Here is a 14,620-nt window from a genome sequence, read left to right on the forward strand (position 1 = left end):
GTCCTCGAGGGACCGGAACCAATTATTGCGCGGCGTGCTCGTTCCGCAAACGTTCGGCGAAGGCGGCAACGGACATGCTGCCGAGATCTTCTCCCGAACGCGTACGCACGGCGATGGCGCCATTTTCCTTCTCGCGGTCTCCGACCACCAGCAGGTATGGCACCCGCTGCAGCGTGTGCTCGCGAATCTTATAGCCGATCTTCTCGTTCCGCAAATCGGCCGCTACCCGGAAGCCTTGATTTGCAAGGGTTTTCCGGACCTCGGCCACGTAATCGGCCTGGGCGTCGGTGATGTTCATCACGACGGCCTGCTGGGGGGCCAGCCAGGACGGGAATGCACCAGCATGGTGCTCGATCAGGATGCCGATGAACCGCTCCATCGAGCCCACGATGGCCCGGTGCAGCATGACCGGCTGCTGGCGCTGGCTGTTTTCGTCCACGTATTCGGCACCCAGGCGGCCCGGCATCATGAAGTCCACCTGCATCGTGCCCAGCTGCCAGGTCCGCCCGATGGCGTCCTTCAGGTGGTACTCGATCTTCGGCCCATAGAAGGCGCCCTCGCCCGGCAGCTCCTGCCACTCCACCCCGCAGCTGCGCAGGGCGGCGCGCAGGGCGGCCTCGGCCTTGTCCCAGGTGGCGTCGTCGCCCAGGCGCGACTCCGGCCGCAGGGCGATCTTGATCTGGATGTCCTCGAAACCGAAGTCCGCGTATACCTTCAGCGCCTGCTGGTGGAACGCCGTGACTTCGGCCTCGATCTGGTCCTCGGTGCAGAAGATGTGTCCGTCGTCCTGGGTGAAACCGCGTACGCGCAGGATGCCGTGCAGCGCGCCGGACGGCTCGTTTCGGTGGCAGGCGCCAAACTCGCCGTAGCGGATCGGCAGGTCTCGGTAGCTGTGCAGGCCCTGGTTGAACACCTGCACATGGCCCGGGCAGTTCATCGGCTTGACCGCGTAGGTGCGGTTCTCCGACTCGCTGAAGAACATGTTTTCCTTGTAGTTGTCCCAGTGGCCCGACTTCTTCCACAGGGCGACGTCGAGGATCTGCGGGCAGCGCACTTCCTGGTAGCCGCTGTCGCGGTAGACCTTGCGCATGTACTGCTCGACCACCTGCCAGATGGCCCAGCCCTTCGGGTGCCAGAACACCAGGCCCGGCGCCTCTTCCTGCAGATGGAACAGCTCCTGCTGCTTGCCGATCTTGCGGTGGTCGCGCTTCTCGGCTTCCTCGACGCGCTGGATGTAGGCCTCCAGCTGCTTCTTGTCGGCCCAGGCCGTGCCGTAGATGCGCTGCAGCTGCTCGTTCTTGGCGTCGCCGCGCCAGTAGGCGCCGGAGATGCGGGTCAGCTTGAACGCCTTCAGGAAGCGCGTATTCGGCACGTGCGGGCCGCGGCACATGTCCACGTATTCCTGATGGTAGTACAGGCCCATGGCCGTCACTTCCGGGCCCATGTCCTCGATCAGGCGCAGCTTGTACTCCTCGCCGCGGGCCTTGAAGACGTCGATCACTTCGGCGCGCGGCGTCACCTTCTTGATGACGTCGTAGTCCTGCGCGATCAGTTCCTGCATGCGCTGCTCGACCGCCGCCAGGTCTTCCGGCGTGAACGGGCGCTCGCTGTAGATGTCGTAGTAGAAGCCCTCGGCGATGACCGGGCCGATGACCATCTTCACGTCCGGGTACAGCTGCTTGACCGCGTGGCCGACCAGGTGGGCGCACGAGTGACGGATGATCTCCACGCCCTCCTCGTCCTTCGGCGTGATGATGCGCAGCGCGGCGTCATGGTCGATGACGTCGCTGGCATCGACCAGCACGCCATCGACGGCGCCGGCCACGGTGGCCTTGGCCAGGCCCGCGCCGATGGACTGCGCCACCTGCATGACGGAAACTGGGTTCTCGAACTCGCGGCGGCTGCCGTCGGGGAGCGTGATGCTGATCATCGGGTGCGGACTCGATCTGGGAGGGCGCCGGCGCTCGAAGCCGCCAGGCAGGGATACGGACATGAAAAAAGCGCCGCGAGGGCGCCTACGAATGCAGTGCCTCGGGCAGTACCAGGTTCAGGCGGTGGTAGTGCTCATGTCGCACGCTCGGCCGGCGTTTCCGCGGGCCACCTCGTGAATGCGGATGGCGCGAAGGGAAGGCCCGGATCACCGGAATCCACGCTCTGGAAGCGTGGTGGGCGGTACAGGGTTCGAACCTGTGACCCCTACCATGTCAAGGTAGTGCTCTACCGCTGAGCTAACCGCCCGGTCTGCCCTTTGCAGGGGCGCGAATTCTAGCCCGGAAGCGGGGTCGCCGACAACCGGGGGGCCGCGCCCGAGGTCTCAGCCGCCCAGGCTGGCCTCCTTCAGGCGCTGAATCTGGTCGCGCAAGCGCGCGGCATCCTCGAATTCCAGGTCGCGGGCGTGCTGGTACATCTGCTGCTCCAGCGTCTTGATCCGGGCCACTGCTTTCGCCGGATCCATCACCCCGTACTCGGCCGGTTCCTCGGCCACACGGCGCGCCTTGCCCCGGCCACCCTTGCCTTCGCTGGCCGCCTCGCTGCGCGCGCCTTCCAGGATATCCACGATCGGCCGGGCGACGGACTTGGGCGTGATGCCATGGGCCGCGTTGTACTCCACCTGCTTCTCGCGTCGACGGCTGGTTTCATCCATCGCCGCCTGCATCGAGCGGGTGATGCGGTCCGCGTACAGGATCGCCTTGCCACGCAGGTTGCGCGCGGCACGGCCGATGGTCTGGATCAGCGATCCGGTCGAACGCAGGAAGCCCTCCTTGTCGGCGTCCAGGATCGCCACCAGCGACACCTCGGGCATGTCCAGGCCTTCACGCAGCAGATTGATGCCCACCAGCACATCGAACTTGCCCAGACGGAGGTCACGGATGATCTCCACGCGCTCGACGGTGTCCACGTCCGAATGCAGGTAACGGACCTTGATGCCGTGCTCGCCCAGATACTCGGTGAGGTTCTCGGCCATACGCTTGGTGAGCGTGGTCACCAGCACGCGATCGCCCCAAGAGACCCTCAGATTGATTTCGGACAGGAGGTCGTCGACCTGAGTGCCGACCGGACGGATCTCCACCTCCGGATCGATCAGGCCGGTGGGCCGCACCACCAGCTCCACGATCTCTTCTCCCGATTCGCGCAGTTCGTACGGCCCTGGCGTCGCGGACACGTAGATGCTGCGTGGCGAACGCGCTTCCCATTCCTCGAAGCGCAACGGCCGGTTGTCCAGCGCCGAGGGCAGCCGGAAGCCGAATTCCACCAGCGTTTCCTTGCGCGAGCGATCACCCTTGTACATGGCCCCGATCTGCGGAATGGTCACGTGGGATTCGTCGATGACCAGCAGCGCGTCGGCGGGCAGGTAGTCGAACAGGGTCGGCGGCGGCTCGCCGGGCGCCTTGCCGGTCAGATGGCGCGAGTAGTTCTCGATCCCCGAGCAGAAGCCCACTTCCGCCATCATTTCCACGTCGAACTGGGTGCGCTGCGCCAGGCGCTGCGCCTCCACCAGCTTGTTCTGTGCGTACAGCTGCTCCAGCCTGTCCTTCAGCTCGACCTTGATGGTGTCGATGGCGGACAGCACGCGCTCCCGCGTCGTGGCGTAGTGGGTCTTCGGATAAACCGTGTAGCGCTGCAGCTTGCGCAGCGACTCGCCGGTAAGCGGATCGAACAGGCTCAACCCCTCGACTTCGCCATCGAACAGCTCGATGCGCAGGGCTTCCGCATCGCTTTCGGCCGGATGCACGTCGATGATCTCGCCGCGGACGCGGAAGGTGCCGCGCTGCAGTTCGTACTCGTTGCGGCTGTACTGGAGCTGGGTCAGGTGGCGGATCAGGTCGCGCTGGTCGATGCGCTCGCCCAGCGACAGGATGAGTCTCAGCGACAGGTAGTCTTCCGGCGCACCCAGGCCGTAGATCGCGGATACCGTCGCGACCACGAGGGCGTCCGGACGCGACAGCAACGTCTTGGTGGCGGCCAGCCGCATCTGCTCGATGTGCTCGTTGATCGAGCTGTCCTTCTCGATGAAGGTGTCGCTCGACGGCACGTAGGCCTCGGGCTGGTAATAATCGTAATAGCTGACGAAATACTCGACGGCGTTGTGCGGGAAGAAAGCCTTGAATTCGCCGTAGAGCTGCGCCGCCAGCGTCTTGTTGGGCGCCATCACCAAAGTCGGCTTCTGGATGCGCTGCACGACATTGGCCACCGTGTAGGTCTTGCCCGAACCCGTCACGCCCAGCAGCGTCTGCTTCGCCACGCCGGCCTCGAAGTTCTCCACCAGCTTCTCGATGGCCTGGGGCTGGTCGCCTGCCGGGGAATAGGGCGAAACAAGCTGGAAACGATCGGTCATTTCAGGTCGCCAGGAAGTCGACTGGAGAGTATAGCGGCGGTGACGTGACGGCTTTGCCGGTGAATCCCTACACGCGGACAGGAGCTGACCTGATGGCGCGGCGCTGGCGGCCAGACCAGGCTGGAGCCGCCGATTGAATCAAGGACATACGTCATGGCAAGGATGCCAGCGTCAACGGTTCCAAGGAGTCCGTACTTCCGCCCTGCCCGCGCGCGCGGCATTACCCTGATCGAGATTACCGTCGCCCTGGCGGTCGTCGCCATCCTGACCGCGCTCGCGATTCCATCATTCCATGCGCTTTCGCGGCGAAGCCGTGTCGATGCCACGTTGCACCTGCTAACCTCCCACTTCGCGTCCGCGCGTATCACGGCGATCACACACAACGTCCCTGTCGTCATTTGCCCCAGCGGCGGCGATGGGCTGTGCCGCGAGGACAGTGACTGGAGCGACCATTGGTTGACGTTCCGCGACCCTGACGGCAACCGCCAGCCCGACGAAGCCATAGACATCTACCGCAATGACAGCGCGCCACGCAGTCCCCACCTTCGCATCCTGTCCACGGCCGGGCGGCGTCAACTGCGTTACCTCCCGACGGGCTACAGTTCAGGCAGCAACCTGACGCTGCGGGTCTGCTACGACGGGGAGGTCAGCGGCCTGGTGGTCATCAACAATGCCGGCCGCGTCCGCACGGCTCGACCCAGCGATTCAGAACCGTGCGGCGAAACCTCGGCCGGGCTTTGAATTCAAGGTTTTGCGGGCCAGCTCCAGCCCGAAGGGAAAGCGCCTACCGCGTCCATCCCGGATGACTTGCCGTGGCGGGGAACCCACCGCTACAATACGCGCCCCGCCCGAATAGCTCAGCCGGTTAGAGCACTTGACTGTTAATCAGGGGGTCGTTGGTTCGAGTCCAACTTCGGGCGCCAAGATTCAGAGCCTGCGAGCGATCGCAGGCTTTTTTATTGGCCCACGCGATGTTCCAGCCGATTAACGATCGCAATGGGACCGACGGCGCCTCTTTGGCGCCGTCCCCGACGTCCGTCCGGAATCACCAGCAATCGGTTACCGGTGCCGCGCCCGTTCTGCCTCGAACGCCGGCCTGCGTGATCGTGAGCGTGCCGCAAGCCGTATCCCGAGTGGCTTGGCCAGCCTGGGGAACCGCACGCAAGGTGTAAACCCGCGGGGCTGCCGCTGTGGGCGTCACCTGATACTGGATCTGGTAGTGCGGGGAAATCTCGGCATCGCACTGCGCAATCGGTGCGGCGACACCCGCTGCCGAGACATAGGCGAGATTCGTCGTGTAGAACCTTTCCATGAACTGCGCCCGCTCCTGCAGGCACGCGGCGCCAGCCGCACGGCGGCTCCGGACGATGAAATCCTGGTAAGTCGAGTAAGCGATCGTGGCGAGAATGGCCACGATCGCGATCGTGATCAGGAGCTCGATCAGTGTGAAGCCTGCCGCATCGCGGGTGGCGAGCGATACGGGGCGGCGAATGCGGCGGAATATCGTGTGCATGTCTGGCTACCTAGTCCCTGATGATTTCGCGCCACGATACTCGGCCGACACGGCGCAGTTCGCGGATGCGTTCGCACTCAACTGAGGCGTCGGAGATGCTGACGCAGATGAGACCTCCTCCGCCACCCCCGCCGCCGCCCGGGCTCCCGCCGCCGCCAGTGAAAATAGCGCCCTGCGTACCCATTCCGTCCAGCGCCACCGAACCAATCGGTATCGGATTCCCGCTGGCATCGGTGATCGTCTCGTCATCGAAAATGCCATCACCGTCCAGATCGAACAGCGAGGTGGTCAAACTGGTCCCGGTAAAGGCGTCCAAGGCGTTCAGATAGCCGGTGCCGCCCGGCCTGCATGGATCCCGACTCGGGGTCGAGCTGGACACGATCAGGGCCCCCGCGACGACCTGCGGATCGGCAAATACCCGCTCGCCTCGTGCAGTCCCCGGCGGATACGGCGGATCGACAAGATCGATGTACCACCCCAACCTGCCCGCCGGCAGCGGCGTATTAGGCTCGAAGGCACGCGAATTGCCGCTCGCCGTCGCGATGGTACGGCGCTGCAGCGCAGTGCGGCCCGCCACTGCGGTGGCGCTGTCCTTGATGCCATACAGGCTTTGGACCTGCAGGCTGATCACGTCGTCTTCGTTGATGAACCGACCCGTGCCAAAGAAGACCCACAGTTCGAAGGTGGCGGGATTCCGGACCACGGTGGGCGCAGCGGTGATCGGCTGGCGCTGCCCTGCATCATTGACCGCTGTATACATGGCCACACGGCTACTGGCATTGGTCCACGTCGTCGTGGACGATGCGCGCAGATCGAAGCGCCACAGGTTGCCCTGCATGTCCCCGGCATAGACATAGTCCGCGGTGCCATTGCCATCGATGTCGCGGACGGTCGCGGAAAACATGCCGTTCGGCGCCGCGGCACTGCCTACGCCGGTGTTTATCTCCGCAAGCAGGGCTCCGTCGCTCAGGCGGTACACCAGCAAGGCGGCACGATCGCCCGCACTGTTGATGCCATTGGGCACGATCACGCCCACGTCGCCATTGTTGAGGTTGGCGATCAGCGGCTGGCCCACGACCAGGCCCATGTTGCTCCCCGGCGTCTCGTATCGCTCCCACTTGACCGCGGCGGCGTTGAAACTGCCCGGGCTGCTGACGTCCAGCGAATAGATACCCTTGCCGCCACGCCCCAAGGCCCCGACGAGCTGGGTTCCCGTCGGTGAATGCGTACGCGTGGACAAGGTGATCGGGCCATCCACGAAGTAATGGTGCTCATAAGCAGGGTCGCTCAGCATGGCCAGATAGGACAGGTTGATGCCACCCGGCACGTAGGCGAATCGCTCTTGGCCGTTGCTCGCGTTGATGGCGTGCAACATGCCGTCGTTGGCACCGACATAGATCGTCTGGGTGCTCGCGTCGTAAGCGGGCGACGAATTGACGATATCGCCCAGCAGCTTGACGCGCGTGCGCAGCCCACCGGCGCCGCCTTCGAGCGTGCGATTGCCGGCGATGTAGGCGGCATTGTTCGCACCACTGACCGCCGGCGCAGTACTACGGCCCAAGGCAGCAATCTGCGTCGCAGTCGGGAACAGCGCCCCCGCGTTGGTCGTCGTGTCCATCGTAAGCACGGTACGGCCGGTCGCCGGAATGCCATCGGCGGCTCGCCAGATCGGCGCGGTTCTGTCCACGCCCGCGCTCGACACGGGATACGCCACCAGGTCACCCCACCAGCCGGCAGGCGTGAATTGTGCCTGGTAGGAGCGCGTGCCAGAGTCCAGCCGGGTCGCGTTGGCGCCGAGGCTGGAATACGAGCCGGTTCGGCTATTGATGGTGTTCAGCGCACCCACCAGGCCGGAAGTGAATTCCTGCGGATTGGAGGCACTGAGGAACTTGCCGCGGCTGTTGACCGCTGCGTGCAGCAGGTCGTCGATACGATGAAGGTCAGCCGCATCGTTGGGATTCGGCCAGGCAGCGGCACCTCCGGGCTGGCCCGGCAGCGGCCCATCGGGATCGATCGACCCGCGCAAGCCGATCGAAATGCCGAATGTCACCATGTGTTGCCAAAAGGCAGGATTCTCGTCGCTGGTCGGCACGATGTTGTCCAGCGCAGTCGTGCCGGCACGCAAGTCGGTCTTCCAATACTGCATCGCGACGTCGGCCAGCGTGCTGGCGTCTGCGCCCGCATAGGGCAGCACGGGATCGTAGTTGAACGACTTCGGGTTGGCCTCGGTCGCCGCTTGCGCGTGCGCCGGGCCTGCCTCGTTGTCGGAATTGGCGTAACCCGTGTTGCTCTGGTTCCAGTAACCGTCGGTGGTCAAGATCGCAAAATTCTGGCGGCACGCGTATTGAGCCGCGCCGGATTGTGGGCCGTAAGGACCCGTATTGGTGGAATCAGAGAAGTACTGGCCGACGCCGGCAAGGGCTGGATGCAGCGGGGTCGAACCGGTATTGGTGGCATTGTGCAGGCGCTGGTACCACGTCGTACGAGCGGTACCGCTGAACCGGCCCTCATTGCCGTCGCCGACTGGGATGTTGTAATTGAACGAGGAGCCATTGATCGTGCGGAAGCCCACGCGCACGTTCTCGCCCAGACCCGCGAACGCCTCGCTGGCACCCGCCTTGGCCGCTTTCGCGCGGGTCGAGTGATATGAGAACCAGATCGCGTAGTTGGTCTTTTCCTGATCCTCGGTCCGGCCGAAGTCTGCCGCCGGCAAGTACGTGCAATTCTTCCACTGCCAGCCGGTGGCACTTGTACTGCAACCTACCCCGGTGAGGCCCTCGTTTCCGTTGAGATTCTGCCGCCGCTCGCTGCGCACGACCCGGCCATTCGTACGAATGACGTATCGCCAGTAGTTGGTCGCGTCACTCAGACCAGTTCCGGTCGTGCCCGCTTTCGGTACGTAAAACACGCGCTCCAATAGCTGGAGATTCTTGCTACCCGTGGGCGTGGCAAGGTCGCTATGTGCGGTGCCGTACGCCATTCCGGTGTTTCTACGGGTGCCGTCCGCCAGCATCCACGGCAAGTAGGTGACGTAGGGATTGTAATAGACCGTGTTGCCGACATACGTGTTGTACTTGATGCCCGTGTACGTATCCGATGTGTCGGTGTCGGGACGGATGTCGATGCTCTGGATGCTGCCGCCGGTAATCGACGTCACGTCCGGATTGTCCATTTGCCAGCCATCCGTGCTGCTCATCGACGTGGAGTTGTCGAGGATGAACATGATGTTGGGCGGCACTCGGCCCGTCGACTGCAGCGGGTCATTGGGCACGATGATGCCCGCGTGGGCCGGCAGCGCCAGCAATGTGGCCAGGAAGGCAGCCATGCCGGCACGCGTGCGCTCGACGACCTTCTTCAGGGGGCGGACTGTCGCGAACTTCTTCATGTTCGACTCCATTGCCATGATGCTCATGGCGCCACGAAGCTAGACTGCAGGAGCACGCTGGCGCGGCCATTGGCCTCGCTGCGCGCAGTCACCTTGTAGATCGGCCGAATGCACAGTTCCGTGCCCCGGTACTTGCTGCCGATTTCGTTGCATTCGAACCAGGTTTCGACCCAGCCGGCGTGTTCGATGAAGAACTGCGGCTGGACAGGTTGCGCACCGATGCCGTTGTTGACGTTCACCACCGAAGCCTGCCATCCGGCGAACGTCGGGTCAGTCGCGCGATCGGCGACCGCCGCCGCCGGTACGCCACACATGCCATTGGTGCAAGCAGCACCCGCGGCCGGAGGATTGACGCCCCACTGGTTAGCCAGGAGCCTCGCCTCCGCATCACGCAGGGCGGCCTCCGCTGCCTGGAAATTCTGGCTGCGATCGAGCAGGTTGGCACTCATGCGCTCCTCCAGGAGAGCGCCTCGCAGTACGGCCAGGCCCAGGAGGGTCATGACCAGCAGCAAGATCAACACGATCACCAGCGACGCGCCACGTTGACCGCTGCGATTGGATTTCATCGACGGCATTACAGGCTCCTGTTGCGCAGATTCGCTACTTGCACGAGATTTCGATTGATCTGGCCGCCGCCAACGTTGGCGCGCAGTGCCAGATCGATGCGAACGGCAGTCACCTCCGGCCAACGCGCGGCGGGAATCGCGCCTGCCGCGACGTATTGATTCGCGCCGGGGAGCAGATAGGTAAGCGTCAGGCCGTTGACCCCCTGGATGATCTCCTGGGCAACGGCCGCGCCATTTGCGGCCAGATTCAGCTGATAGAGCGATTGGCCGTTGGCCGCATCGGTCCCATTGCCGATGTACCAGACCGAAGCCTGTACCCGTGAAATGGAGGCGTTGGGACCGTACGTGAAGACGCTGCCGCCGGGCCCAAGGTTGGAAGAAGCATTACCGGGCGTGCCGCTCGCCGTGTTGCGAATCGTCGTGCCGCCGGCGGCGTTCGTCATCTGGAAGAGGCCCGCCATGCGTACCGTGCCTACACCCGCACCGCCAGCGCTCGCCATCGACACCATGTCCGAATCCTGGCCGCAGACGACCAGCACATCGCCGGTCTGGAACCCGTGATTCGCGTTCTGGACCGTGAAGGTCTGGTTTGCCGGCGTGTGCGAGACCACCGTGGCTACCCGCTGCTCCGCCGCCAGCGTGATCAACGCCGGTGTGCCCGCCACACGGTCGGCCGCATTGCCACCGACATTGATCGCGTCGGTCACGGCACCGGCGTCGATGCCGATAAGTCCGCTGCCCAACGCGACATTGGCTGGCGTCACGCCCCAACGGCTCCACCAGCGATTGGCTGGCGTATTGAGCAGGTTGATCATGGGTGTCGAGTTGGAACTGTTGCAGGCGTTGCCACCTGCCTCCCTGACGTTGCGCGCCATGACCTCGAACGCCATGCGCGTGTTCTCCTGCACACGACCGAGGCTTTCTGTCGCGCGGTAAGCCTGTTGGTTCGAAACAAAGATGCCGATCGCGGCACTGACGACCAACAGGCCGAGCAGCAGCGCGACCATCATCTCGATCAGGCTCAGGCCCTCGACCTGGCGCCGCGTGCGCGGAATACGAACCGGCGTCCTTTTCATAGCTGCGTCCTGGTGGCAATGCGATATGTGGTGCTTCCGGCGCCGGCGCCGTCAGCCCCTCGGCTATCGTCCCACTGCACGGTGACCACGCAATTCGTGGCGACGCAGGCCACCGTCCCGCAGGTATTGGGGGTATTGCCCAACGACTGCTCCAGGGAAGCGATCCAGTCACGAAGATCCTGGCCCGCCAGTGTTCCGTTGGCCGCTGGCGGATTGCAGGTCTGCACCATGTTGTACTGTGCCGCCGCCACACCCGCGGGATTCGCGCGCATGGCCTCAAGGATCGTATAGCTCTGGATTACCGCCTGACTGCGCTCCAGTGAACTCTGGCTGTTGCGCAGCGCGGTCGCTTGCATCGCGGCGATGCCAAGCAGCCCGACGCCCATGATCAGCACGGATACCATGACCTCGATGAGGCTAGCGCCCCGCTGAGTGCTTGCGGATCGATTGCTTGACTGCATCTTCATGCGTTCCATTCCTGTTGGCCGTCAGGGGCAAGTGCCCGCGACAGGCGCGAGCGTGGCCACGCGTGCTCCCGCGGCGAGCGTGATCTGGCGGACATTTTCTGCGGGGCGGGTCGTATCCAGGCACAGGCGCAGGGTGGTATTGACCAGTTGGCCCGCTGCGTCGCGTGCCAGTCCGTCCGGGCGGAACACCACGCTGGCGGCAGCCCCTGCAACGGTGACATTCGGCCGGGAACGGGTGACCCGGACGACCTCGGTGCCCGCACCCAAGGGCGCCACGATGATGCGCCTCCCCCAGTTGCCTCCTCCACAATTGACATCGTCCGTACTGGGGCACAGCGTGACCCGCTGGTTTCGCCGGATCGCTTCGGAACGTGCGAACTGCAGATCGGCCACGAGTTCGTTCGCTTGGCCCGTCAGACGGTTAGCGTTGATCAAGCTGGTGAAGCTGGGCACCGCCAGGACCAGCAGCACGGCCAGGACCGCCAGCGTGATCATCAGCTCGATCAGGGTGAAGCCTCGTTGGTCGCGGTTCGCGCTATCGCACTTCCGCCCGGATTGGCAGCCGAATGGCAGCATGGGACCCCATCCCTTTTTGATTGGACGCAATCTAAACCCTGCCCCGCGGGGATGTCAGCGCGGGCCCGATAAACGGGCGTCCACGGCCCGCCAACGGCGCGCCCGCTGCCTTTGCGGCGCGCAAACAGGCATTATTTGCCTCACCGTACCCATTGCCCTCCGCCTTGAGCCCGAGTAGAGACACCCTGACTCCTCTGGAGGCGTTGTGGCAGCCCCAGGTCATCCTCTGGGGCATGCTGGCGGGGGAGGGCCTGGCTGTCATGCTGTCGCTGGCGCCCGGACTCTCCTTCGACCGCCTGATCTATTTCGGGCTTGCTTCGTTGCTGATCCAATGGGTTCTGGTGCTGACCCTAGCCACGCTTTATGTGCTGCGCGACCGCCTGGCCAACGTCAGGCCGACTTGGATCGCCAATCTTTCGATCACGCTGCTTTTGATCTTCACCGGGCTGGCCATGGCACTTGCACGGTGGGTGTTCGGCGATGAGTGGACTCCCGAAGGCGGGTTCTGGAGCCAGGATTTCCTGCTGTGCGGCGGGATCGCCTTGACGGTGGGCCTGCTGGGTCTAGCCGCTTTTCACAATCACTGGCGCACACGCCAACTTGCTGTCCGTGCCAAGCAAGCCGAACTGGAGGCACTGCAGGCCCGCATCCGCCCGCACTTCCTGTTCAACACACTCAATACCGGCGCCGCGCTCGTCCACCAGCGGCCTGAAGAGGCCGAACGACTGCTCCTAGACCTGTCGGATCTGTTCCGTGCCGCGCTCGCGGGCCCCCGTGAAATCAGCTTGGCGGACGAGTTGGCGCTCACGCGACGCTACCTCGAGATAGAGGGCTTGCGCTTCGGTAACCGCCTACGGGTGAAGTGGCACCTTCCCGACGCCCTACCCCAAGTCCGGGTGCCGGCGCTCTCAGTACAGCCACTCGTGGAAAACGCGGTTCGACACGGCGTCGAGCCTGCAGCAGATGGCGGCGACATCAGCGTGGAGGTGACGCAGGCCGAAGGGTTCGTCCAGGTGCTCGTCAGCAATGCCCTGCCCACTGCGCCCGTGCGCCCGACCGCCGGCCACCAGGTCGGGCTCAGCTCGGTGCGGGCGCGCATCCAGGCGATGACGCAGGGGCTCGGCGGCGTGGAAACCCAGATGAAGGACGGACGCTACACGGCCGTCCTCCGCCTGCCGATGCCATGAAGGCTCAGGTCACCACGCGATAGCAGGGCTTGTACTCGCCCGCGATCTTCATGCGCCGCTGCTCGACGAAGGCGCGCAGCAGGGCATCGAGGGCCTGCATCATCGCGGCGTCGCCATGGATCTCGAAGGGACCGAACTCCTCGATCCGGCGCATGCCGTCCTCCTTCACATTGCCCGCCACGATGCCCGAGAACGCACGGCGCAGATCGGCCGCCAGGTCGTGCACCGCCCGGCCCGGACGCAGTTGCAGCGCGGCCATCGCCTCATGGGTGGGAACGAAAGGCTGCTGGTAATCCTCGGGAATCTGGATCGCCCAGTTGAAGAAGAACGAATCCTTGTGCTCGATGCGGTACTCCCGCACGCGACGGATGCCGGCCACCATCTTCTTCGCCACGGCCACCGGATCGCCGATGACGATCTCGTAGCGCTCGGCGGCCGCGTCGCCCAGCGTCAGCCGGATGAAGCGGTCGATCTGCTCGAAGTACGGCGCCGCGATGGTCGGGCCGGTGAGGATCAGCGGGAAAGGCAGGTGCGCGTTGTCCGGGTGCAGCAGGATGCCCAGCAGGTACAGGATTTCTTCCGCCGTACCGACGCCACCGGGGAACACCAGGATGCCGTGGCCGATGCGGACGAAGGCCTCCAGGCGCTTCTCGATGTCCGGCATGATGACCAGGTGGTTGACGATCGGGTTCGGCGATTCGGCGGCGATGATGCCGGGCTCGGTCACGCCGATGTAGCGGGTTTTCGCGCGACGCTGCTTCGCGTGCGCGATGGTCGCGCCCTTCATCGGCCCCTTCATCGCACCCGGGCCGCAGCCGGTGCAGATGTCGAGGCCACGCAGGCCCAGCTCGTAGCCGACCTGCTTCGTATAGAGGTACTCGTCGCGCGAGATCGAGTGGCCGCCCCAGCAGACCACCAGGTTGGGATCGGTGGGCTTGAGGATGCGCGCGTTGCGCAGCAGCCCGAACACGGCGTTGGTGATGCCCGCCGACGATTCGAGATCGGCCGCGTATTCCGGCCCCAGTTCGATCGCGGTGTACGCCAGGTCGCGCACCACGGCGAACAGCAGTTCCGCGACGCCGCGGATGATCTCGCCATCCACGAACGCCATCGCAGGCGCGTTGATCAGGTCGATGCGCACGCCGCGGTCCTGCTGCAGGACCTGGATGTCGAAGTCGGGGTAGAGATCGCGCGCCGCGCGCGGATCGTCCGAAGCGCTGCCGCTGGTCAGCACGGCCAGGGCGCACCGCCGCAGCAACTCGTGCATGCCACCGGAGGAGGCGTCACGCAGGCGCGCCACTTCGGCGCGGGAAAGCACGTCCAGTCCGCCGCGCGGATAGATCCGCGCGTCCTGTACCGGCAACGCCCTCGATGCCGTTTCGCTCATGGGTTTTCCTGTTTTCCGTCGTCAGGGGCGGGACTTTAGCGCAGTCCCGGGGGCAAGAGGAGCCTGCCCAAAAAGAAACGGCCGGGTCGCCCCGGCCGTTTCCGTCACACGTCTAGCGCGTTCCGAG

Annotated in this window: 11 protein-coding genes and 2 tRNA genes; 3 read left to right on the top strand and 10 right to left on the bottom strand. The window is 64.6% G+C overall.

Going from position 1 to position 14,620, the window contains the following annotated elements:
- Positions 1–22: 22 nt before the first annotated feature.
- From thrS to uvrB, 3 genes are all read right to left on the bottom strand, one after another.
- Positions 23–1,930, bottom strand: a complete 1,908-nt coding sequence (gene thrS / locus BLT45_RS12560; RefSeq protein WP_093300462.1) for a threonine--tRNA ligase — start codon at positions 1,928–1,930, stop codon at positions 23–25.
- 233 nt (positions 1,931–2,163) lie between these two features.
- Positions 2,164–2,238 (bottom strand) — tRNA-Val (locus tag BLT45_RS12565).
- Positions 2,239–2,314: 76 nt separating this feature from the next.
- Positions 2,315–4,336 (bottom strand): excinuclease ABC subunit UvrB, encoded by a 2,022-nt coding sequence (uvrB, locus tag BLT45_RS12570; protein WP_093300465.1) that lies wholly within the window; start codon positions 4,334–4,336, stop codon positions 2,315–2,317.
- Between the two features lie 153 nt (positions 4,337–4,489).
- Between uvrB and BLT45_RS12575 the strand changes: the two genes are divergently transcribed.
- Positions 4,490–5,077 (top strand): GspH/FimT family pseudopilin, encoded by a 588-nt coding sequence (locus tag BLT45_RS12575; RefSeq protein ID WP_093300469.1) that lies wholly within the window; start codon positions 4,490–4,492, stop codon positions 5,075–5,077.
- A gap of 105 nt (positions 5,078–5,182) precedes the next feature.
- Positions 5,183–5,259: transfer RNA gene (locus tag BLT45_RS12580), tRNA-Asn, on the top strand.
- Positions 5,260–5,381: 122 nt separating this feature from the next.
- On the opposite strand, the gene BLT45_RS12585 is transcribed toward BLT45_RS12580, so the two are convergent.
- From BLT45_RS12585 to BLT45_RS12610, 6 genes are read right to left on the bottom strand one after another with little or no spacing between them, the layout of a single operon-like run.
- On the bottom strand, positions 5,382–5,849 hold the full coding sequence (locus BLT45_RS12585) for a type IV pilin protein (protein ID WP_093300472.1): 468 nt from the start codon (positions 5,847–5,849) through the stop codon (positions 5,382–5,384).
- A 10-nt stretch (positions 5,850–5,859) separates the two neighbouring features.
- A complete protein-coding gene (locus BLT45_RS18655) occupies positions 5,860–9,234 on the bottom strand; it encodes a pilus assembly protein (protein WP_093302013.1) in 3,375 nt (1,124 codons plus the stop codon).
- A 23-nt stretch (positions 9,235–9,257) separates the two neighbouring features.
- Positions 9,258–9,809, bottom strand: coding sequence for a pilus assembly PilX family protein (locus tag BLT45_RS12595; RefSeq protein ID WP_217629562.1), 552 nt, complete (start codon positions 9,807–9,809; stop codon positions 9,258–9,260).
- On the bottom strand, positions 9,809–10,876 hold the full coding sequence (locus BLT45_RS12600; RefSeq protein WP_093300479.1) for a PilW family protein: 1,068 nt from the start codon (positions 10,874–10,876) through the stop codon (positions 9,809–9,811). Before BLT45_RS12600 ends, BLT45_RS12595 begins: the two co-directional genes overlap by 1 nt.
- Positions 10,873–11,343, bottom strand: a complete 471-nt coding sequence (gene pilV, locus BLT45_RS12605) for a type IV pilus modification protein PilV (RefSeq protein WP_093302016.1) — start codon at positions 11,341–11,343, stop codon at positions 10,873–10,875. Before pilV ends, BLT45_RS12600 begins: the two co-directional genes overlap by 4 nt.
- 21 nt (positions 11,344–11,364) lie before the next feature.
- Complete coding sequence (locus tag BLT45_RS12610) at positions 11,365–11,919, bottom strand: GspH/FimT family pseudopilin (RefSeq protein ID WP_093300482.1); 555 nt, start codon at positions 11,917–11,919, stop codon at positions 11,365–11,367.
- Between the two features lie 260 nt (positions 11,920–12,179).
- On the opposite strand from BLT45_RS12610, the gene BLT45_RS12615 reads away from it, so the two are divergent.
- Entirely contained in the window at positions 12,180–13,106 is a 927-nt protein-coding gene (locus BLT45_RS12615; protein ID WP_254771881.1) for a sensor histidine kinase, read from the top strand.
- Positions 13,107–13,110: 4 nt separating this feature from the next.
- Here the strand turns inward: BLT45_RS12615 and ppnN are convergent, their stop codons facing one another.
- Positions 13,111–14,493 (bottom strand): nucleotide 5'-monophosphate nucleosidase PpnN, encoded by a 1,383-nt coding sequence (ppnN, locus tag BLT45_RS12620; protein ID WP_093300485.1) that lies wholly within the window; start codon positions 14,491–14,493, stop codon positions 13,111–13,113.
- Positions 14,494–14,620 lie beyond the last annotated feature (127 nt).

The sequence above is a fragment of the Pseudoxanthomonas sp. CF385 genome, from assembly GCF_900104255.1.
In the GTDB taxonomy this organism is placed as follows: Bacteria; Pseudomonadota; Gammaproteobacteria; order Xanthomonadales; family Xanthomonadaceae; genus Pseudoxanthomonas_A.

Bases quoted from the DNA above. Each gene is read 5' to 3' on its own strand.
- ppnN (WP_093300485.1), bottom strand. From the start codon at position 14,493: ATGAGCGAAACGGCATCGAGGGCGTTGCCGGTACAGGACGCGCGGATC.
- BLT45_RS12575 (WP_093300469.1), top strand. From the start codon at position 4,490: ATGGCAAGGATGCCAGCGTCAACGGTTCCAAGGAGTCCGTACTTCCGC.
- BLT45_RS12585 (WP_093300472.1), bottom strand. From the start codon at position 5,849: ATGCACACGATATTCCGCCGCATTCGCCGCCCCGTATCGCTCGCCACC.
- uvrB (WP_093300465.1), bottom strand. From the start codon at position 4,336: ATGACCGATCGTTTCCAGCTTGTTTCGCCCTATTCCCCGGCAGGCGAC.
- BLT45_RS12615 (WP_254771881.1), top strand. From the start codon at position 12,180: ATGCTGTCGCTGGCGCCCGGACTCTCCTTCGACCGCCTGATCTATTTC.
- BLT45_RS12600 (WP_093300479.1), bottom strand. From the start codon at position 10,876: ATGAAAAGGACGCCGGTTCGTATTCCGCGCACGCGGCGCCAGGTCGAG.
- thrS (WP_093300462.1), bottom strand. From the start codon at position 1,930: ATGATCAGCATCACGCTCCCCGACGGCAGCCGCCGCGAGTTCGAGAAC.
- BLT45_RS12595 (WP_217629562.1), bottom strand. From the start codon at position 9,809: ATGCCGTCGATGAAATCCAATCGCAGCGGTCAACGTGGCGCGTCGCTG.
- pilV (WP_093302016.1), bottom strand. From the start codon at position 11,343: ATGAAGATGCAGTCAAGCAATCGATCCGCAAGCACTCAGCGGGGCGCT.
- BLT45_RS12610 (WP_093300482.1), bottom strand. From the start codon at position 11,919: ATGCTGCCATTCGGCTGCCAATCCGGGCGGAAGTGCGATAGCGCGAAC.
- BLT45_RS18655 (WP_093302013.1), bottom strand. From the start codon at position 9,234: ATGAAGAAGTTCGCGACAGTCCGCCCCCTGAAGAAGGTCGTCGAGCGC.